The sequence below is a fragment of the Methanolapillus africanus genome (genome assembly GCF_032714475.1).
In the GTDB taxonomy this organism is placed as follows: domain Archaea; phylum Halobacteriota; class Methanosarcinia; order Methanosarcinales; family Methanosarcinaceae; genus Methanolapillus; species Methanolapillus africanus.
The window spans coordinates 1-21,061 of the sequence record NZ_JAWDKD010000019.1 but is presented as its reverse complement, the minus strand read 5'-3'; the positions used below and the strand labels follow the sequence as shown (position 1 = coordinate 21,061).

General features: G+C 45.1%; 15 protein-coding genes, 1 tRNA gene and 1 pseudogene. 6 read left to right on the top strand and 11 right to left on the bottom strand.

Annotated features, from left to right (window positions below; translation table 11 throughout):
• Positions 1–67 precede the first annotated feature (67 nt).
• Both MsAg5_RS06360 and nadA read right to left on the bottom strand, forming a co-directional pair.
• Positions 68–943, bottom strand: coding sequence for a geranylgeranylglycerol-phosphate geranylgeranyltransferase (locus MsAg5_RS06360; protein ID WP_338099794.1), 876 nt, complete (start codon positions 941–943; stop codon positions 68–70).
• A 71-nt stretch (positions 944–1,014) separates the two neighbouring features.
• Positions 1,015–1,932 (bottom strand): quinolinate synthase NadA, encoded by a 918-nt coding sequence (gene nadA, locus MsAg5_RS06355; protein ID WP_338099793.1) that lies wholly within the window; start codon positions 1,930–1,932, stop codon positions 1,015–1,017.
• Between the two features lie 678 nt (positions 1,933–2,610).
• Here nadA and MsAg5_RS06350 point away from each other — a divergent pair.
• Positions 2,611–3,198, top strand: a complete 588-nt coding sequence (locus MsAg5_RS06350; protein ID WP_338099792.1) for a hypothetical protein — start codon at positions 2,611–2,613, stop codon at positions 3,196–3,198.
• 18 nt (positions 3,199–3,216) lie between these two features.
• On the opposite strand, the gene MsAg5_RS06345 is transcribed toward MsAg5_RS06350, so the two are convergent.
• From MsAg5_RS06345 to MsAg5_RS06335, 3 genes are all read right to left on the bottom strand, one after another.
• Positions 3,217–4,569, bottom strand: coding sequence for a KamA family radical SAM protein (locus MsAg5_RS06345; RefSeq protein WP_338099791.1), 1,353 nt, complete (start codon positions 4,567–4,569; stop codon positions 3,217–3,219).
• A gap of 361 nt (positions 4,570–4,930) precedes the next feature.
• Positions 4,931–7,267, bottom strand: a complete 2,337-nt coding sequence (locus MsAg5_RS06340; protein ID WP_338099790.1) for a GLUG motif-containing protein — start codon at positions 7,265–7,267, stop codon at positions 4,931–4,933.
• 277 nt (positions 7,268–7,544) lie between these two features.
• Positions 7,545–8,360, bottom strand: a complete 816-nt coding sequence (locus MsAg5_RS06335) for an aspartate dehydrogenase (protein WP_338099789.1) — start codon at positions 8,358–8,360, stop codon at positions 7,545–7,547.
• Between the two features lie 250 nt (positions 8,361–8,610).
• On the opposite strand from MsAg5_RS06335, the gene nadC reads away from it, so the two are divergent.
• Positions 8,611–9,474: a carboxylating nicotinate-nucleotide diphosphorylase gene (gene nadC / locus MsAg5_RS06330; protein WP_338099788.1), complete on the top strand. Its 864-nt coding sequence runs from the start codon at positions 8,611–8,613 to the stop codon at positions 9,472–9,474.
• Between the two features lie 19 nt (positions 9,475–9,493).
• Positions 9,494–10,171 carry a methyltransferase domain-containing protein gene (locus MsAg5_RS06325; protein WP_338099787.1) on the top strand — a complete coding sequence of 226 codons (678 nt, stop codon included), beginning with the start codon at positions 9,494–9,496 and terminating at the stop codon, positions 10,169–10,171.
• 61 nt (positions 10,172–10,232) lie between these two features.
• Here the strand turns inward: MsAg5_RS06325 and MsAg5_RS06320 are convergent.
• The 6 genes from MsAg5_RS06320 to purH form a co-directional block, all read right to left on the bottom strand.
• A tRNA-Gln gene (locus tag MsAg5_RS06320) sits at positions 10,233–10,305 on the bottom strand.
• Between the two features lie 533 nt (positions 10,306–10,838).
• A complete protein-coding gene (gene gpmI / locus MsAg5_RS06315; protein ID WP_338099786.1) occupies positions 10,839–12,452 on the bottom strand; it encodes a 2,3-bisphosphoglycerate-independent phosphoglycerate mutase in 1,614 nt (537 codons plus the stop codon).
• Between the two features lie 102 nt (positions 12,453–12,554).
• The gene (locus MsAg5_RS06310; protein WP_338099785.1) at positions 12,555–13,127 is read right to left on the bottom strand and encodes a hypothetical protein; all 573 of its coding nucleotides are present in this window, start codon (positions 13,125–13,127) and stop codon (positions 12,555–12,557) included.
• Positions 13,124–13,486, bottom strand: a complete 363-nt coding sequence (locus MsAg5_RS06305) for an STAS-like domain-containing protein (protein ID WP_338099784.1) — start codon at positions 13,484–13,486, stop codon at positions 13,124–13,126. Before MsAg5_RS06305 ends, MsAg5_RS06310 begins: the two co-directional genes overlap by 4 nt.
• A gap of 185 nt (positions 13,487–13,671) precedes the next feature.
• Positions 13,672–15,051, bottom strand: coding sequence for an MATE family efflux transporter (locus MsAg5_RS06300; RefSeq protein ID WP_338099783.1), 1,380 nt, complete (start codon positions 15,049–15,051; stop codon positions 13,672–13,674).
• A 222-nt stretch (positions 15,052–15,273) separates the two neighbouring features.
• Positions 15,274–16,905, bottom strand: a complete 1,632-nt coding sequence (gene purH, locus MsAg5_RS06295) for a bifunctional phosphoribosylaminoimidazolecarboxamide formyltransferase/IMP cyclohydrolase (RefSeq protein WP_338099782.1) — start codon at positions 16,903–16,905, stop codon at positions 15,274–15,276.
• Positions 16,906–17,430: 525 nt separating this feature from the next.
• Here purH and MsAg5_RS06290 point away from each other — a divergent pair.
• From MsAg5_RS06290 to MsAg5_RS06280, 3 genes and pseudogenes are all read left to right on the top strand, one after another.
• Positions 17,431–18,921 carry a tetratricopeptide repeat protein gene (locus MsAg5_RS06290; RefSeq protein ID WP_338099781.1) on the top strand — a complete coding sequence of 497 codons (1,491 nt, stop codon included), beginning with the start codon at positions 17,431–17,433 and terminating at the stop codon, positions 18,919–18,921.
• Between the two features lie 619 nt (positions 18,922–19,540).
• Positions 19,541–20,860 (top strand): phosphomethylpyrimidine synthase ThiC, encoded by a 1,320-nt coding sequence (gene thiC / locus MsAg5_RS06285; RefSeq protein ID WP_338099892.1) that lies wholly within the window; start codon positions 19,541–19,543, stop codon positions 20,858–20,860.
• A gap of 74 nt (positions 20,861–20,934) precedes the next feature.
• Positions 20,935–21,061 (top strand): annotated as a pseudogene (locus MsAg5_RS06280) (IS1595 family transposase); the annotation flags it as partial.

Sequence of the window (21,061 nt, the reverse complement as noted above, 5' to 3'; positions counted from 1 at the left end):
GCCGCGCGCGTTACGGCGAACATTTTCGGACGACGGCAAAAAAACCATCCCCGCTTTTTTCATAAAATTAAAGAATACCGACAATAAACGCCACCAATGCCAGAAGCATGGCGATTTTGAGCAGCTTTGAGGACAACGTGTAATCTTTTTTCCAAATCAGGACGTAAACCGTGTACAAGAAACACAACTCGACCGGAACGAGCGCATACAAATAATAAACGCCGAGCTCGCCCATAAAGTACGGCGCCGGGCTGAGAATCATAGCGACGATTCCCATCGCGGCCGCCAAATAAGCCGCCGGTTTTTCGCCGTATTTGATCGGAAACGTCACGGCGCCGTCTTGTGCGTCGCCGTCGATGTCTTCGATGTCTTTGACGATTTCACGCGACGCAGTGGCGAAAAACGCTAAAACGGCGAGCGGCAAAAGCGCAAGAATGCCTGCCCAGCCGAAAAACGCGGCGCCGAACAGGAAGGTGGAACCGGTCAAATAAGCGATGGACAAATTGCCGATCAGAATCGTGCGTTTCAGGGATTTGGCGTACCAAATCAGCATGAAGACGTTGAGAAAACCGAAAACACCGGCGATCGGATTGATGAGAAACGCGATGAGAAGCGCGACGGAAAAGCTGGCGATCGCCAAATAAACGGCTTCGGTCAGGCTGACGCGTCCCGACGGCAGCGGCCGATTCGGTTTGTTGACGCGGTCGATGTCGATATCGTAGTAGTCGTTGAGAACATTTCCGGCGCCGGACGCCAGAAAAACCATGACGAAAATGTCCAGCAGAATAAACGCGTCGTAGAGAGAATTGATTTCAGACGGCGTGTAGCCGAGAATGGACGAGGCGATGAAAACGGCAATGACGGATGAAAAGCCGGCCATGATGCAGTTTTTGTACCGCATCAGTTCCAGGTAATCCTTTGCTTTTTGAACCAACTGAACCATTGTCGCATCTCGTTTCGAAATTGAAGAATAAAATGAAAAATGAAAAATAAAATTTAAAAAAGAAAATGGATTTATTTTTTCGGAACGACGTCAAGCATCCGGTCCAGCGCCTTTTTGGCGCGAATCCGTATGTCTTCGGGAACAGTCACCGCCGGCTGTTCCGTTTCAAGCGCCCGCAAAATGGACGGCAGCGTTGCCATCTTCATGTTGGAACAGTACGTGTATTGAGAAATCGGATAAAAGATTTTGTCCGGACTGTCTTTTTTGAGTTTGTGAATCATCGCCTGTTCGGTCCCGATGATGAATTCTTTTTCGGAAGACGCGGCGGCGTATTTGATGATTCCGGCCGTGCTGTAAATGCCGTCGGCCAGTTCCAAAACGTCGGGGCGGCATTCCGGGTGCGCCAAAAAGATGGCGTTCGGATGCGCGGCTTTGGCGTCAAGAACGTCTTGTTTTGTAATTTGCTGGTGAACCGGACAGAAGCCGTTCCAGAAGTGAACAACCTTGTCCGTGTGCAGCGAAACGTAATGTCCCAGATTTTTGTCCGGAATGAATAAAATTTCGTCGTTTGGAATGGATGCCACGACTTCTTTGGCGTTGGCGGACGTGCAGCAAATGTCGGATTCCGCTTTGACGGCGGCCGAACTGTTGACGTAGCAGACCACGGCTGCGTTCGGATATTTCGCCTTTTCCGCTTTGAGGGAATCCACCGTCACCATGTCCGCCATCGGACATCCGGCGTCGGCGTCCGGCATCAAAACTTTCTTTTTCGGCGATAAAATGTAAGCGCTTTCCGCCATGAAATGAACGCCGGCAAAAACGATGATGTCGCAATCGACATCCACAGCGGCTTGGCTGAGAGCGAGCGAATCGCCGACGATGTCGGCAATGTCTTGGACTTCCGGCCGGGAATAGTTGTGCGCGAGAATGAGCGCGTTTTTCTCTTTCTTCAACTCGGCAATCCGAAGAATGGTTTCTTCCGCATTCATGAGAATCACAAAATAATAATGAATAACACGATTAAATGATGAGTTAAATGAATCATTCTATTAATATTAAACCGTTTCCGAATTGTTAACCCAATTTGAGCTGCACCTGCTGTAAACTGTAGATTGAATCCGGTTCCGACAAGATACATATTTATTGGTCCGATTTGCACCTGCAGTTTCCAACAATACAGTTATTTCCGGGTCCGATTTGTACCTGCTGGTTCCAAAAATACAGTTGTTTCTTGGTCCGATTTGTACCTACCGTTTCCAACAATACACATGTTTCCGGGTCCGATTTGTATCTGCCGTTTCCAACAATACACATGTTTCCGGGTCCGATTTGTATCTACCGTTTCCAACAATACAGTTGATTTCTGATCCGATTTGCATCTGCAGTTGTCAGTTTGGTTTGCATCAGCTGTTTCCGTATCAATTCCGGCCATCGGAATCCGAGAAATTCGAGCGCGATGCGCGCTCGAATTTTCGGGGCGGTTTGCTTGACATCTTCAAAGCCGGCCTTGTTTTTTCAAAAATGCCAAAAGAAAATGTGTGCCGTAACGCGCGCGCACGGCGCCGCCCAAAAAAAGAAAAAAGAAATGTTAAAGAGAAAATATCTAAAATTTTGAGGGTGTTTTATAAATAATTGTATTACCCTATGCATGGGATGGAGGGTTGTATATGCAAGAAAAACCAAACAAAAAACCAATATATAAAAGATGGTGGTTCATTTTAATTTGTATTTTTTTCTTATTAACACTTATGGGAATGTTACTTGGAGAAGATGACACAACTTCAAAAAATAATTCGACTGGCGGAAATAATTCGACTTCTGTGAATAATTCACCAGTTGTATCTCCCCCGAATTCTCTGGAAGAAGCCATTAACAAAACAATAAGCGAGTGCCATTCGAAGAAAATATCAGCTGTTGTTAACAATAACCTTGAAACCAGTGATCCAGATGATAAAATTGTTGTAATTCGTCTCAAAGGACCGGATAATTTTACAAAAAAGATGATAAGAACAGGCATGTTGCTTGATGCTAACAGAATATTTTCAGAATTAAAAAAGTGGGATGAAGTTTCAGAAGTTGTCATCCTTTGGTCATTACCCTTAACCGATGTTTATGGAAATACAAAGGATAGTACAGTTTTAAAAATAACACTTGAACGCGAAACAATGGACAAAATAAACTTTGACAACTTTAATTATGAAAATTATGCATTATTGGCTGATTATTATTACGAACATCCAGTGTTGACAAATTGAACTTAAATAAAAACAAAATCAGGGATTGAGGTAATCCTCAATCTCTGATTCAAAAAAGAATTCTTTTTCCCCAAAAGCCGGCGTCAGCTGGTCAAACCAAGTCGCATTGGGATTGTATTCCGCAAAAAACGGTTTGGCCACCCAATCCGGATTTCGTCCTTGGATGAACCTCAAAACGAATATTTTTTTGCCGTAAACTTCGCTCGTGCCGAGAATTTGGATTTTGCCGGCGTGGTCGCTCATGATCGGACCGCGGACAGTCCGGCAGATGCCGCTCACGCTTTGATACGCTTCCCGGAAAACTTGTTGGGCGCGCTCCAAGGGCAATTCAAAATAGTGTTTGGCGCCGGTGTCCCGGGCGACGAACATGTAATACGGAATGCAGCCGAGATCGGTTTGCTTGCGCCACATTTGAGCCCATGATGTTGGGTCGTTGTTGATGTGGTTGAGGACCGGCGATTGCGTTCGGATTTGCGCGTTCGTGCATAAAATCCGGTGAATCGCTTCGCGGACGGCTTTGGTTTCCATTTCTTTCGGATGGTTGAAGTGCGCCATGACCGCCAAATGTTTGTCGGCGGCGACGACTTTTTCAAACATGCCGATCATGTCGTCCGCGTCGGCGTCGGTTGTGAACCGGTACGGCCAGTGCGCCAAGGCTTTGGTACCGATCCGGATCGTTTTGATTTGCTTCATGTCGTCTTCGAGCAGCCGGTCGATGTATTTGGAAAAAACGGACGTTTTCATGGTCATCGGGTCGCCGCCGGTAAACAGCACATCAGTGACGTCCGGTTTGGATTTGATGTAATCCATGTACGTTTCATAATCTTCCTTGATGGCGAATTTGGAGTCGGCCATGCTTGAAATTTTGGAAAACTGGGGCCAACGGAAACAAAAAGAACAGTAGGCGTAACATGTTTGGCCTTGATTCGGGAACAGCAAAACGGTTTCCCTGTATTTGTGCTGCAGGCCGTTGAGTTTTGTTCCGTTAAAAACCGGAACGTTGTGAGATTGACCCGACGGGTGCGGGTTCAGCGATAAGCGGATAACTTCAACGGCGCTATCCAGAGCCTCTTTATCGCGGGGGTCTTCCGTCTTTTGGTATTTGCGCAAAAGCGTTTTGACCGTATCATAATCGTGTTCGAAAAGCATGTCTTTTCGCGGGAAATGAAGCGAAAACATCGGATCCGCCGCCGCATTTTCCCAATCGATCAGCTCGTCTGTCGCGTAATTGTTGGTCTTAAACGGCAAAACCTGCCCGACCACTTCGACGGCTTCGATATCTTTTTCAGACAAATATTTGGCCTGTTCAATTTCTTTGAAATTGTTTAACGTCCAGGCCTTATAAGTCTGCGCATTCTCATTTGTCATCATAATATGAACCTCCTATTCGTTTTTTGACAATATCGCGCATGATCTCTATGTTGCCATTTTTGTTTGAAGTTCATCTGTGATAAGTTTTTCGAAAACATCCTGAAAAAAACAAGATGTGAATAATTGAAAAAAGAGACAGCAGCGAGCTGAATTATAAAAAATATTTTCGAGAAAATAAATATATAAATCAATATATAATTTGTTTTTGGATTGGATTTTTGAAATTTTGAACAAAAAAAGATAAAAAGCGTATCTGCAGAGATTCCCATCAAAAATAAAAATAAAATTCGTTCGCAAAATGCAAACGAATTTTTTATTGAAAGATATTTGTTTGAGGTCTGTTGACAGATGGATTTTTCAATCAGGGCGTTTGCCAAGACAAAACCGGATAGGCATTGTTGTTGTCAATTCTCCAAATTGTTCCGATTCCATCTGCGCTGATGCTCCAGGAAAGCGGAGCGTTGCTGTAGAACGTCAGCGTTTTGGCGGTTGCGTCCGAAACGTCGGCGCCGTCTTTTCCGTTTGCAGCCGGAGTCCAAGTTCCGCCGGTCATTGATTCAACGGCATAGTTGTTTTGCAAAGTATTGCCCGCTGCGTTATAGCCAACAACACGACCCTTGTTGGTACCCGTTGTGGTAATTTCTTCGGTCAAGACCACACTGGTCTTGATTGTGGTTCCTGTATTTGCAAACCCAACCAATCCACCTGTATTGTCGGCCCCTTTAATTTCACCACCCTGTGCATAACAATTATCGACAGAACTTTGATTAATGTACCCGATTAATCCGCCGGTTCCATATCCTCCCGAATATGAGTTATCGAACGTAACAGAACCGGTTGCATAACTATTTTCAATGACACACCCTCTACTGGCATGTCCGATCAGACCACCTGTTCCCGGTCCATACCCGCCGATCGCCAACATACTGATATCAATTTGACTGGGTAAAACGTCGCCCGTCAAATAGCAATTGTTGACCGTAATGTTTTCAACCCATCCGATTAAACCGCCCGCCGAGTGATTGCCTGAAACTGAATTGCCCGTATAACTGCAATTTTCAACCACAAAGTGGTATTGCACAACCGTCATGTATCCACCTCCGCCAATTAGCCCGCCGACAGCAAATCCGCCTTCAATTGTTTCTCCATTTGCATGACAGTTTGTTACGGATGCATAAGAATTGTCACCAATTAATCCGCCAACATATTGGGTGCCGATTACACTTCCTGAAGCATTGCATTCTGAAACGGTCCCTTCTATCATTTTACCAACGAGACCGCCTATGCCGGAAGCAGGAGATAAAAGTCCTGAGTACGGATTGGTGTAATCTCTGTAACCTTCCACATCTCCAAACGCTTCACAGTTTTGGATCGTTGCATAATTAGTTTGTCCGATCAAACCTCCTATTTCTTGCAGACCGGATACATTGCCATATGCTTTACAAGATCCAACAGAGTAATCTGCCATGTATCCTATTTCTCCGATCAGACCACCCATGCTGGCTGAAGATTTTGTTCCGTTGACAAAAACATTGGTGTTGCATTCTATTATATTTCCATTCCCATCAACATAACCAACTAAGCCGCCGCCATATGTGTCCGCCGTTAAATTTCCGGAAACATCGACATTTTGAATGTCAATGTCTGTTCCGTATCCTAAGAGGCCGCCTGAGAAAAGACTGCCCATAATGTTGATTTCATCTAATTTAACATCCTCAAATGTTGCTCCATCTGCACAGCCAAATAATCCGGTCACAGCAGTTTCATAATCAACTTGCGGATCAAAAGACTGTTCAATAAACAATCCGGTAATTTCATGCCCATTTCCATTGAAATTTCCCGAGAATGGAACTGAATCAACCATAAATATCATGGTATCGACAACACCTTCTCCAATCGGCACCCAACCTTTTCCGTCAACAAATGCGCGGTCAACTTTACCACTGCCCGTATTCCATTCCGCCGGAATCTCGATGTCTGTTGTTAGCTCAAAATCTTTTCCGGCACCAGCTGCTCCTGTATAGTATCTCATAGCGTCCAACTGAACAACGTGTGTCATTTCAAACGGCTCCGTGACACCGTCGCCGGATTCAAAAGGATAGTTCACCGATGTGTCGTTAGATAAAGTAGGAAGAGAGAATGTGTAGGTGTAAATCACACCACTGCTCACGTTGTTTGACGTCAAAATGTCGCCACTCAGTTTGATCAAATAATAATTGCCGGAAGAAATCGATTCGTATACGCTAATATCCGCATTGGTTAGTGCAATTTCTCCGGAATCCGTTCCGCCCAATTCATCATATTCAACCAGCAAAGTGTTTGCATCAACGGTATTTCCGGCCGGAACAAAGAGAAGGACCCGCAGGTAATCAACATCAGGGTCGCCATTTTCCCCGACCCACAGCTTATAATCATAAAGTTCCGCATCTAAATCGATAGGTGTTGGTGGATTTGGCGGATTCGGATCCGTACCGTTGCCGCCCGGCGTCACATTTTTCGGTGGGAGCGGGGTTTCAGGCGTCGTATTATTGGCCGGCGGCAATTCAAATCCGGCTGAATTTTGAGATGAAACCGAACAGCTGTAACAGCTTGTCCCGATTTCACGATCTGCCAGGCATGTCGTAAATAACAGTATGAGCAGCAGGACTATGAGAAGAATGATACCGATCCTGACTCGGTTTTGATTCTTAGTGGTCAACCCAATCACCTATTTAAATCTCTGTTTGAAAAACGTTATGTGATTACATCTTAATAAAAATATTAAAATCTAATAAATATATATATGCAAAATGATGGATATAAATATAACCATATAAAAAGAATGTAAAGGTATATGATTGATATAAAATTTATAAAATAAGAAAAATAACTTAGGAGAGTCTGTAAAAATAAGAAAATGATGAAAAATGGAGAAAATAAAAAAATAAGATAAAATAAAAAATTGGATCAATCCAAACACTGAAAAAACAGAAAAATCAGACGCCGATTTGAATCGGGTCTGTAATTCTTTTCAGCGTCGAAATCGCAGACAGCGCCGCCAAATAGCTGGTTTTCGGATTGATCGGCGACGGTTTGTTTTCAATCGTCATTTTCATGTGTCCGAAATCCCCGAACACTTCCAGTTCGTGAATGTTGTCTGAAATCGTCGGGTCGGCAATGACTTTGACGACCGTTTTTTCAAAACCGAGACCGCACAAACTGATGGTTGCGCAAACGTTCACATTTTTCGGGAAAGCGACAACCGCGTCCGTGGCTTTTCCTTCAAACAGAAGCGTCGGCGTTGTGATGTCGGCAAGATTGATTTTCTTTTCAGCCAAATAAGGCGAACCGGCCAAACCTGAAATCGGTTTTCGGGTCGTCACGGTAACTGATTTAATCCCGGCAATAGCCGCCGATTTCAAACCATCGGTTCCGGCAATCGCGCCGGACGGGAGATAAACTTTACAATTGTGATCCGCCGCCGTCTTTTGAATTTTGGCGTAAAAATCCGGATTTTGGAATGCGCCGGCGCTTAAAACCATCATGTCTTTGCCGTGCTCTAAAATCATCGGCGCGTATTTTAAAACGGCTTCCTGAGACGCACACTCAATAATGAGGTCGCAGCTTTTCGCCATCTCTTCCGGCATTGTTTTTTGAGGGGAGGAATTTTGAAGCGTTTGAAGAACGGATTCAACTTTCTCAGCGGAAAAATCGAAAATGCCGGCTAATTCAGCGGCGACAACTCCGGAATCGACCGCCGCACAGATTTGAGAACCGATAAAACCGCAACCGATGACACCGATTTTTATCATAAGATAACCCCCAATGAAAAAGAATGAAAATTATGGAAATTTATGAAATAATGAAAATAATAGAATGATAAAAATTATAAGCAAATGTCAAAAAAGAAGTCAACGGCTAAATATACCTTTTGATACGAAAAAAATTAAAAAATCAAAACAATTAAAAGGATAAAAACGTTTTTTAAATAAATTTGAAGAAAATAAAGAAAAAGAAAAAAGAGAGAAGAAAAGGGAAATAGAAGGGAAAGGGAAGAAGAAAATGATTTTAACAAAAGAAATCGAAATATTTTTGGAAGAAGACCTTCGGGACGACGACGTCTCCTGCACGCTTGTTCCGAATAAACAGGTGAACGCCGTTATTTTTACGAAACAGAACTGCATCGTTTCCGGACTTGAAATTGCGGCAGCCATTTTAGATTATATGAACATTTCTTACGCTCAGAAGAAAAATCCGGGCGACTTCGCCAACAAGGGAGAGATTTTGTTTGAATTGTCCGGCGACTCCGTTGCCGTTTTACGCGCCGAGCGTCTGGTGCTGAACTTTTTATCCCGCCTCTGCGGCATTGCCACCAACACGCACGAATACGTTTCCATCGTCGAAAAAAGCGTTTCTGATTACAATAAAAAGAACCAAACCAACCTGAAACCGCCGAAAATCGCAGCCACCCGAAAGACGACGCCCGGTATTCGCAAATTCGAGAAAAAGGCAGTTATTGACGGCGGCGGCGATTCCCACCGCAACAATCTGGCGGACTTGGTGATGATTAAGGATAACCACATCGAAATTATGGGTTTTGAAAATGCTTTTTTGGAAGCCAAAAAGAAAGCGTCCTTTTCTAAAAAAATAGAAATGGAAGCCGACCTCAAAGAACAAGCCGTTTTGGCCGCCCGCCTCGGCGCCGACATTGTGATGCTGGACAACATGACGCCAGCCGAAATTCGGGAAACGGTTGCGCTGTTGATTGAAAACGGTTTGCGCGACAGCGTTCTTTTGGAAGCGTCCGGCGGCATCAAAAAAGAAAACTTGGCCGACTATGCGGCGTCCGGCGTCGATGTGATTTCGCTCAGCGCCGTCACGAACGACGCCAAATGGATCGACATCAGCTTAGATATTCAAAAATAAAACGCGCTGCGGGAAGAAAATGTCCGGCAAAAAAGACGTGGACGCCTGGGATTTGGAATACGCGCATTTGGAATGGGGCGGCGGTTCCGACGCGGCGTGGATGAAAGAAAAAATCCCGCCCGGACGTTTGATTTTAGACGCCGGATGCGGAACCGGTCGTTTTTTAAAAGAATTTTATGCGTCAAACCCTTGTATCGGACTCGATTTTTCAAAGCCGGCGGTTGTTCGTTCGGCTGAAGCCATTGAACGCTTATATAACAAGCTGCCCGAATCCAAGAAAATAAACGCTTACCTGCCGGAATTTGTTGTCGGCGATATCACCCGGCTGCCGTTTTCCGGCGGTTTTGACGCGATCATTTGTCTGGGCGTTCTTCAGCATTTGGAGAAAGCGGGGCGAGAAAAAGCCGTATCCGAATTTTTCCGCATTCTTCAACCAAACGGATATGTTTTTTTTGAAGCATTCGGCGTCAAAGATATGAAATTCGGAAGTGAAGAGCCGGAACCCGGACCCGAGCCGAACACGTTTGTCCGAAAAAACGGAATCATGTATCATTATTTTGATGAAAGCGAAGTCAGAGACTTGTTTGAAAAAAACGGATTTCAGACCATTGACATCGTTTCGCGGGAAAAAGAAAAGAAATATGATGGCGTCGTGCACATCCGGCATCATATCCGCGGTATTTTTGAAAAACGGTAAAAGAGAAAAGAGAACAAAAACGATCGAGTGGACTCAGCGGTCAAAAATTTAAAAAAATGGATAGTCCCGAACGGATTCGAACCATTGTCGTCGGCTCCAAAGGCCGACATGATTGACCACTACACTACGGGACTAAAAGATGATAGCTTACTTGAAGCAGACTTAGAGAAGGAAAAAGTAGCATAAAAAGATTTTGATGAAAACCGGGATTTTCAGGGAAATTTCCGATTTCTCTTCTCATTTCTTTTGTTTTTTTCTTGTTTTTTACTTTTTTGTGCGTGCCGCCCCGCGCGCGTTATAGCAATCGTTTTTGATGAAACGTCATTGAAACCGTGGCGTTTCTTCTTGATTTTGTTCAAGCAAAAAGATGTATTGACTTGAAAATTCAGATTGTATCTACCGTCCACTACTTTTAAATTCAATTTGCACCTGCAGTGAACTATTTTTAGATTTTAGATTGCACCTGCTGTTTCTGAAAATACAGTTGTTTCCGGATCCGGTTTGTATCTACTGTTTTCTAAAAATACAGTTTTTTCTTGTTCCGGTTTGTATCTGTTGCTGCTGTGCCCATCCAATCTCATCGGATTCCGATTAAACAGACGCGAAACGCGTCTGTTTAATCGGGACGGCTTGCTTGATATAAAAAAAGGTCAAGATTTGATTTTGATTATTTCTTCAACAGCGACTGTCCGGTCATTTCAGCCGGTATTTCCAAATCCATAATCTCAAGCAGCGTCGGCGCAATATCGCACAACTTTCCGCCGTCCCTGAGCGTACAAACCGCTTTGCCGTCCTTTTTGTTTTTCTCATCCACGTAGATGATTTTCACCGGGTTTGTCGTATGAGCCGTGTGCGGTTTTTTGTTGTCGTCCAACATCTGCTCAGCGTTTCCGTGATCCGCCGTGATGATGACGGCGCCGCCTTTTTCAAGAATCTTCTCGACAAGGACGCCGGCGCATTCGTCGACGGTCTCGACGGCCTTTGTGGCCGCTTCAAAAATACCGGTGTGTCCGACCATGTCCATGTTCGCGAAATTCAAGACAATGAAATCATATTTGTCTTCGTCAATCGCTTCCAAAAGCCTTTCCGTGACAATATAAGCGCTCATCTCCGGCTGTTCGTCGTAAGTCGCCACTTTCGGCGACGGAATCAAAATCCGGTTTTCATCAGGATTCGGCTCTTCCACGCCGCCGTTAAAGAAAAACGTGACGTGGGCGTACTTTTCGGTTTCCGCGATTCTCAACTGCCGGATGCCGCAGGATGATAAGTATTCTCCCAGCGTATTTTTGATGTCCTTGGGCGGATACGCGATCGGGACGTCCAGTTCTTCGTCGTATTGCGTCATGCAAACGAAAAAGACGTTCGGATGAACCTTGCGCGTGAATCCGGAAAACTTATTGTCCGGCAGCGTCATTGCGTATGTCAATTGGCGCGCGCGGTCAGGGCGGAAATTAAAGAAAATAACGGAATCATTATCGGAAATGACGGAAACGCGTTTGGCATTCTCCATGAGGACGATTGGTTTCACAAATTCATCCGTTTCGCCTTTGTCAAAAGATGCTTGCAGCGCTTTTTTCCAATCCGCCGCGTCAACAACCGCCACCGGAATTTCCGGCTTGCCGGCGGTCAGCACATCATAGGCGGCTTGCGTTCGCTCCCAGCGTTTGTCGCGGTCCATCGCATAATAGCGGCCCATTATTGTGGACAATTTTCCGATCTGTTCTTTCGTCATGAAATTTTCAAGATCCTCAAGGTCGTTCATCGCCGATTTCGGCGCCACGTCGCGCCCGTCCAAGAATGCGTGAACAAAAACCTGATCGCGGCTCAACCCTTCTCTTTTCGCAAAGAGAAGCAACGCTTTCAAATGATTCAGGCTGCTGTGAACGCCGCCGTAGGAAACGAGCCCCATCAAATGAAGCGCCGATTTCTTTGTTTTGGCGTTTTCAATCGCCGAGAGAAGCGTCGGATTTTTGAAAAACGTTCCGTCCTCGATTTCTTTGTTTATCAGCGTCAAGTCCTGGTAAATCACACGTCCGGCGCCCATATTCAGATGTCCGACCTCGGAATTTCCCATCTGGCCGGCCGGCAGTCCGACCGCAATGCCGGAAGCTTCACACAGGCATGTCGGGTAGTGTTTTTCAAAAAAATCCAAATTCGGCGTGTTGGCGGCAGCCACCGCGTTTCCCATGTGTTTGGATTCAAACCCCCAGCCGTCCAAAATCATGAGGAGGAGCGGGGATTTTTGAGAAGGATTATTTTTGGAAATATGAGAATTCATCATGTGTCAAAAAGAGGAATCAAAGAATTTGAATGTTTCTTTGAATTGAAATTTGAAATGTTCTGTCGGGATTAATTTCATTTTTTTCATGAAATAGCTGCCGGTTTATGATGAAGGCGTCCCATATGTGTATAAGTTCACATTCGGATTCGTTTTGAAATTCAAATTGTTTTTGAAATCGGAATCGTCTGTGATGTAATTAAAGCGGCTTCGACTGCATCTGGAATCGACGGCGAAGAAATCAATCGGATCGTACAAGTGCGTGTCAAAACTTGAAACAAACGCTTCAATATCTTTGATGTCGACCGAATCGCCTTCCACGGAATAATTTTGAACAATTTGTTGGAGAAGAGATCCCAATTTCATTTTGAGTTCTTTTCTTTCTTGGTGGTTGCGGCGGTAGCGTTTTAATTTGACACGACATTGATTCTCTTTGCAATAATTATCGTATTCTTTTTTTTCAATAACGTGCAATACTTCTTGAAGATTTAAAGACGAGATAAACAACGGATTTCCATTATTTTTTAAATATTTTACAAAATCCGAATAAATTTTAATTTTATTTTTGTTTTGGGACCGATCGGTGTCATCCGTGTACAAAAATAAAAGAATATTTGCATCAATGAAGTATTTCTCTTTCGGGTCCACAGTTTCATTGAGTGGGATTTGATATATCATTCTGAAACCCCCAGCTCTTCCATCATATCGCGAATACTCTGTATGTACATTTCTTGTTCTTCCGGCGTCGAACTGTAAAATTTGACAGCTGTACGGTAACATTGATTATATACAAGGTCGCCAAGTTCCGACAGATTTTCAACTCTTATTCTCGAATCATATTCGTCTTTTGTCATTGAACTCAAATGCTCAGTCAATGAAACCTTAAAAAATAGAGCGGTGTACGAATCAATATCAGTAAAATCAACTGTTACGGAATCGCCGCGTTCCAATATTTGGTCGATGACAGAACAAATAATTTCTCCATCACCATACGAAAACCCTTCCGAAACGTAATCTTTTGTTTTAATCAGAATCATTTTTTCCCTCCTTCAATTTTGGATATTTTTCGAAATGGTCCCGTTCTATAAATCAGTTTCGAAAATTTACAAAAGAAAAAATTTAAATACAGATTCTCTCGATTTCTATATTTTTGGGAAATATAAATTTTCAGGGAAAATATTCATTCAAAATAGGAATCAAATGATTGAAAATAAAAAAGGCGTCAGACGGCCGCCGCTTTTTTGACCGCATATTTTTGTTCTTCTTTTTTCAATACTTTCAACTGGCGGAGAATAAACAAAATTGTCAGAACGCCTGTCATCACGTCCACAATCGGGAATGAGATCCAAACGCCGGTCAGTCCCCAAAAGATCGGAATCACGGTCAGAACCGGCAGAATAAACAATTGGCGCGCAATCGTCAGCAAAAACGATTCTTTGGCTTTGCCGAGCGCCTGCAAAAAGGCGGATCCGATGATTGCAAACGCGACGATCGGGATGCTGAGGTCGGCCAGCCAATAGGCGACGACGGCTTCTTCAATAAGCGGCAAATCTGTGGTGAAAATGCCGAATATTTCGGCTGTAAAGGCGTAACTGATCACACCCAAAATCAAACTGCTGACAACGGCCCAAATGGCGGCGGTTTTGAATATTTCCCGCACCCGTGTATAGTTTTTGGCGCCGTAGTTGTATCCCGTGAGCGGAATCATTCCCTGAACAATGCCGATGACCGGAATGATCACGACGCCGAAAATGCGGTTGATGAGCCCAAAAATCGCAATGGAGACGTCGCCGCCGTAGAGAACCAAGTTGCGGTTGACGATGATAAACATCAACGTGAGCGATCCTTCCCGAACAAATTCGGAGGCGCCGATCTTAACGATGTCCCAGGAAACCCGGGGATTAAACACAAGCCAACGGGCGCTGAATTTCAGGCTGCTGACGCGGTACATGTAAAAAATCAAAAAGATGAAGTTGATCATTTGCGCGATGACGGTCGCAATGGCAGCGCCTGCGATTCCCCAATCGAAAATGAAAATAAAGACATAATCCAAAACAATGTTGGTGACGCTGGAAACTGCATACATGCCCATAATATACATGGAATTGCCTTCCGCCATGACGATTGCCGTCAGTGTGATGGTCAGTACTTGAAAAACACAGCCGATTAAAATCCAATACATGTAATCTTTCGCAAACGGAAGAATCGTATCAGTGGCGCCGAACAGCCGAAGCGACGGTTCCAGCAGGAAAAATCCGGCGATTGTAAAGATGAGGCTGACCAAAATCCCCAAAATAATCATGTTTCCAATGCCTTTTTTGACCCGTTCTTGATCTTTGGCGCCAAACCCGCGGGAAATGTAAGACGACCCGCCGACGCCGACACCGGACGCCGCGGCAACGATCAAATACATGATCGGAAACGCAATGGTGAGCGCGCCGAGACCGAGAACGCCGTCGTCGCCGAGACCGCGGCCGACAAAAACCGTATCGACAAACCCGTAAAGCGTTTGAATCGTCAACGAAACGATGGCCGGCGCCGCTAACCACGCAAGCGCTTTTTTGACGCTTCCGGATTCCATCATTTCGAATTTGTTGGTCATAAGGATCAGCCGAGATTATTTTGATTAAATATAAAAATGTTTTAAATTATGAACGTGAAACGTTGCTGCTCTTATAAATAATGGTTTATGAAAAAATTTCGTCGCCGGTTTGACGGCGATTCTAAAAATGACGGAAAATTGGAATATTTCAGAGGCGGCGGACGCGCAGAAATTGTGCCGAACGCCGCTCTTTCAAACCGTTTCAAAAAAGAAACAAATCGTTTAATGGAGGAAGTGCCGCATGCCGGTGAAAACCATTGCAACGCCGAGGCGGTTGGCGGTGGCAATCACTTCTTCGTCGCGGATGGAGCCGCCCGGGGACAAAATGTAATTCAGTCCGGCTTCGTGGGCGAAAATGACGCTGTCGTCGAACGGGAAAAAGGCGTCTGACGCCATGACGCATTCCGAAATGACTTGCTTCTGATAATCTTCAAGCGTGATGGTCATCGGGGTTTCGGCGTTCATCCGGTCGTACATGGTTTTTAAATTGTCGTAAGCTTTGGGCGCGCCGAGTTTTCGGATGGAGTCCACACGGTTGGGCTGGCCGGCGCCCATGCCGAGAAGCATGTAGTACCCCGGTTCGTATTCGTAAGCAATGGAAATCGAATTCGATTTGATGCACTTGCAAACGCTCATGGCGAACTCGGACACGCCTTTTTTAGCGTCCGGGAACTTTTCCGTCGTCACAAGATCCCATTTCTCAAAGAGGCCGACGTCGCGGGTTTGTTCGAGAAGTCCGCCGGTGACGTGTTTGTACACCAGTTTGTTGTCAAACGGTTTGTCAAAGTCTTTGAGTTCCAAAAGACGAAGGCTTTCACTTTTCTTTTTGAGGATTTCCAAGGCTTCCGGTTCAAATCCGGGGGCGACGATGATTTCAATGAATTTTTTGTCGAGACACTTTGCCGTTTCCACGTCAAAAACGCGGTTGACGCAAATGATGCTGCCGAATGCCGACACCGGGTCGCCGTCCCACGCTGCCAAAAAGGCGTTTTTCAGCGTTTTACCGGTGGCCAGGCCGCACGGATTGTTGTGTTTCACAATCACAACGCTCGGGTTGGGACTGTTGAGGTCCTTGAGCGTTAAAATGGCGTTGTCGATGTCGATATAATTGTTGTAGGACAGTTCTTTGCCGTGAAGCTGCTGGGCGCTTGACAAACTCGGACCCGCACAGCGCGTGTCTTTGTAAAACGAAGCGTCTTGGTGCCAGTTTTCGCCGTAGCGGAGTTTTTCGCCGCCGACAAAGGAGAAGCGTTTGACTTTTTCATCGAGAAGCGTCCGGCTCAAATACGTGTCAATCGCGCCGTCGTAATCGGCGGTGTGCCGGAAGGCTTTGACCATCATCTTTTCTTTGAGGGGCAGCGACACGTTGCCGGCGTTTTCCTTCAATTCTTTTTCGATGGCGGGATAGTCGGACGGGTCGCAGACGACGGTCACGAATTTGTAATTTTTCGCCGCCGCCCGGAGAAGAGACGGACCGCCGATGTCGATGTTTTCAACGGCATCTTCGATTGTCACGCCTTCTTTGGCAACCGTTTCCCTGAACGGATAGAGATTGACGACGACCATGTCGATCGCGGAAATGCCCTGCGCCACGGCTTGGGCGGCATGCGTCGGATTGTCTCTTAAGTAAAGCAAAGCGCCGTGAATTTTCGGGTGAAGGGTTTTGACGCGCCCGTCCATCATTTCGGGAAATCCGGTCACATCGGAGACGTCCAGAACCTTAATGCCGGCGTCTCGAAGCGTTTTTGCCGTTCCGCCGGTTGAAATGATTTCAAAGTTGTGCGCAACCAACGTTTTTGTAAAATCGACGATACCTGTTTTATCGGAAACACTGATGAGTGCTCTCTTGACCAAAAAAATCACCAACTCCGTTTCAATCCGAATGATCGGATGAAAATGAAAATAACTATCAGTTGAATTTGAAATTAAAGATGAATATGATTAAAATTAAATGAATATAATTGAAATTAAATGAATAGATTGAAATTAAGTGGATTGAATTCGAATAATGACTGAATTGACTGGCAAATAACTGAAATTATGCGAAACCTATCAAAGAGGTAAGTCAAAAAATAAAAACCTTGTGTTATGGCGACATCTCTTTTAATTTTTGGAGATTGATCTGCCCCTTTATTTTTTCTAAATAATACCGCATTCCGAGGCAAAAAAGTATCCCAAACCAAGACAAAATTATTTATCGTTTGTTTACTTGTCTCTCGTACATTCTTATACGTTTGAATCCTATATTTATACTCCAAAAAAGGATGTCAAATCCGAAATAAAAATAAAAATAAAAACAGAAAAGTAAAACCGCATCAATAAAATATCGGAACGGTGTTTTAGGTGTGGTTTTGTGACAATTGATAAAGGTTTTCAAAAATGAGTCAACCGGATAATCGCTTTGAGCAAGGAAGAACGCTTCTGCTGGACGGCCGGTATAAAGAAGCGGGAGACATTTTTGCGCAGCTTTCCAAGGAGATGCCGAAATTTAAAAAGGCATGGGAGAGCTTGGCATTTACGTATGTCCAGTTGAACGACTATGACCGGGCCATCGCCTGTTACGAAGAGATTTTGATCCGGTATCCGAAGGATCATGCCTTCTGGAATCAAAAAGCGGTTTTGGAAGAACAAACCGGTCAATATGACAAAGCCATGGCGTCGGTCGAAAAGGCACTGAAATTCGATCCGGGAAACGCCGAATATCTTTATTCCAAAGGATTTATTCTCTACCGGCAAAAGCAGCTCAATGACGCGATCATGTATTTTGACAGGGCATTGGAAACGGATCCGTTTTTGTTCGCCGCGGCCGACCTGAAATGCGTTTGCCTGATGTCGCTGGGCATCTATGACGAGCTTGCCGCCTCTTGCATTCTTTTCATCGACCGGTTTGAAAGTTTCGTCGTCGACGGCAGTGAAGAAGACCGTGAGGGCACGCTTTTCGGAAAAGGCGGCGACGTTGAACTTCGAAAAGAAGACATGCGCCGGCTTTACAGCTACCAGTCTTTTGCTTTTATGAAGATGGGCGCTTTTGAAAAATCGGAAGAAGTTTTGGAAAAAGAACTTCTCATCAGCCCGGACGACGCCGGCGTTTATTATTATTTGGGACTCATGCAAAACGCGACCGGAAAACTTCAAAAAGCGGTGGTTTCTTTTGAACGCGTGATTGAACTCGATCCCAATTTCATGAGCGCACGAATTCAACTCGGTTTTGTGTTGTCCAAAATCAATACGCACGATTCTTTGGAACAGGCGCTTTTGGTTTTTGATAAAATTGTCGCGATCGAACCTGAAAATTTAAGCGTGCGCTATGAAGTCGGCAAGATTCACCTCCGGTTAAACGAGCCGGAAAAAGCCTTGGCGGCGTTTAATTACGTTTCGCAGATGGACCCCGCGTTCATTCCGGTTTATGAGGAAATCGGCAAATTAAAATTGGCGTCCGCCGGTCAAAATCCGGCCATGCTCGATGAAGCCGTCGCCGTTTTGTCCAAAGCTCAAAACATTGATCCGTTCCACTACGAAATTACAAACATGCTCGGTATCGTTTATGCCAAAAAAGGGGACAACACGCAGGCCATTCAAAATTTTGACCGGGCCATTCATGCCGACCCGTTCAATCCGAAGGCGTATTTCAATAAAGCGCTGATTTTGGTGAAAGAAAAACGGTATGAAGAAGCGGTTCAATTCTTTGCGGAATCTCTCCGATACGACGCTCTGAATCCGGACGTGCTTGATAATTACGCGACGACGCTCTTTAAGTTGGAGCGGTATTCGGATGCTTTGACCGTATTTAAAAAGTTGAAAACGGTCGAGCCGAATTATGAAAACGTGGATGAAAACATTCAGATTGTAGAAGACAAATTGAAAAACTAATTTCAATTTGTTTTTTTGATTTTTACTTCCTTTTCTCTTTTTTGGTGAGCGGCCTGCGCGCGCGTTACAGCGACACATTTTCTTTTGGATTTTTAAAAGTTGTCGGGTCTGTTTTCGTTTAATTTTAGGCGTCTGTTCCCTCTCACGTCAATGTCCCGCCTAAACAGACGCTTTGCGTCTGTTTAGGCGGATATCGCCGGACGGAAAGTGCAATTAATCGCAACAAATGCAGAACTGAGCCAAACGACACGTGTATTGTTAGGACCTCCTGCTGAAAACCGGACCATAAAATATGTGTCTTGTTGAAAACAGTTGCTGTAAAACGGAACAAGAATCATCTGTATTTTTGGAAACGGCGGGTACAAGCTGAAATCTTAAAACAGTCATCTGTAGATGCAAACTGCAAAAGTAAAAATGAACCCCCGCTTTTTGATGGCCTGTCTTCAAAAAACAAATGCTATAACGCGCGCGCCGGACGCAGACGAATAAATAAAAATTAAGCTTTTTGGTGATGATATTGTTATTGAAACAGGATCAAAAATGAATGATTGCCGGAACGGCAACAATTTCATCCGTCAAACCCGAAAGGCTATATATTCGAAACGCGTTGACGTGTTTTATGACGCTCATGAAAGATTGTAAAAACGGAATTGTCGGCGACGCCATCAAAACGGTTGCTGCCGACGAAGGCATTGATCCGGCGGATCTTTGCCGGCTGGTCGCCAAGGGGCTCGTGACCATTCCGAAAAACAACAACAAAAACCGGGAGATTACACCGGTCGGCATCGGTCAAATGATGCGCACAAAAATCAACGCGAATGTCGGCACATCCCGGGATTATATCGATGCACAAGATGAGATTTTAAAAGCGAAAACGGCTGTCCGGTACGGCGCCGGCGCCATTATGGATCTGTCCACCGGCGGCGATTTGGATGATGTCCGGCAGCAGATTTTGTCCGAAATTACCGTCCCGGTCGGCACGGTTCCCTTGTATGACGCGGCCGCCAGTGCGCCGATGGTCGTTGAAATGACGTCCGACGATATGTTTAACGCCGTCCGCCGCCACGCCAAACAGGGCGTCGACTTCGTGACCGTTCATGCCGGCATCAATCAAAATACCGTTTCCAAATTGATGAAATCCGGCCGGATGATGGATGTCGTCAGCCGCGGAGGGTCGTTTACGGTGGCATGGATGATTCACAACGACGCCGAAAATCCGTTCTATCAGGAATTTGATTATTTGCTTGAAATCGCGGCCGGATACGACGTCACGCTCAGTCTCGGCGATGGCATGCGCCCTGGATGCATTCATGACGCGTCGGACGCGCCGATGTTTGAGGAAATCCTCGTCCTCGGTGAATTGGTTCTTCGGTCGCGGGCGGCAGACGTCCAAACCTTTGTCGAAGGTCCGGGACACGTTCCCATCGATCAGATTCAAACCTCCGTTCATTTCATGAAACAGACCTGCCACGACGCGCCACTTTATTTGCTTGGTCCGATTGTCACCGATATCGCGCCCGGATTTGACCACATCACGTCCGCCATCGGCAGCACGATTGCCGGAGCGGCCGGCGTTGACTTTATGTGTATGGTCAGCCCATCCGAACACTTGGCGCTGCCGACGGTGGAAGATATTAAAACAGGCATGCAGGTCACACAAATTGCAGCTCATGCAGTGGATTTAGTCAAAACCGGCCCCAAAGAACGCGCTTGGAAGATGGATAACCAAATGGCGGCCGCCCGAAAAAATCTGGATTGGGAGACGCAGTATAAGTTGTCGATTGATCCGGTTCACGCCCGAAAAGTCCGCGAATCCCGGAATTCGGAGTCGGAAGCCTGTTCGATGTGCGGAAATCTGTGCGCCATGAAAATCGTTGAGCGGGAACTTGAAAAAGGGAAAAAGAACAGTTTGGAAAAAGCGGCAAAAACCCAAAAATAACGAATCGTTCTTTTCATATTTATTTTTGGGTCACGATAAGAACAACCAAATAAATTGGTGTTCAAATCATGATTATGCAGATGAAAAACAAATACATTTACCGTTCTAAAATTTCAGAATCCAAATTTCGGCAAATTGTGAAGCTTTTTGCCTTAGATCTGGATGCAACCCAAATATCCCAAATTGTTGGTTTAAGTCGGG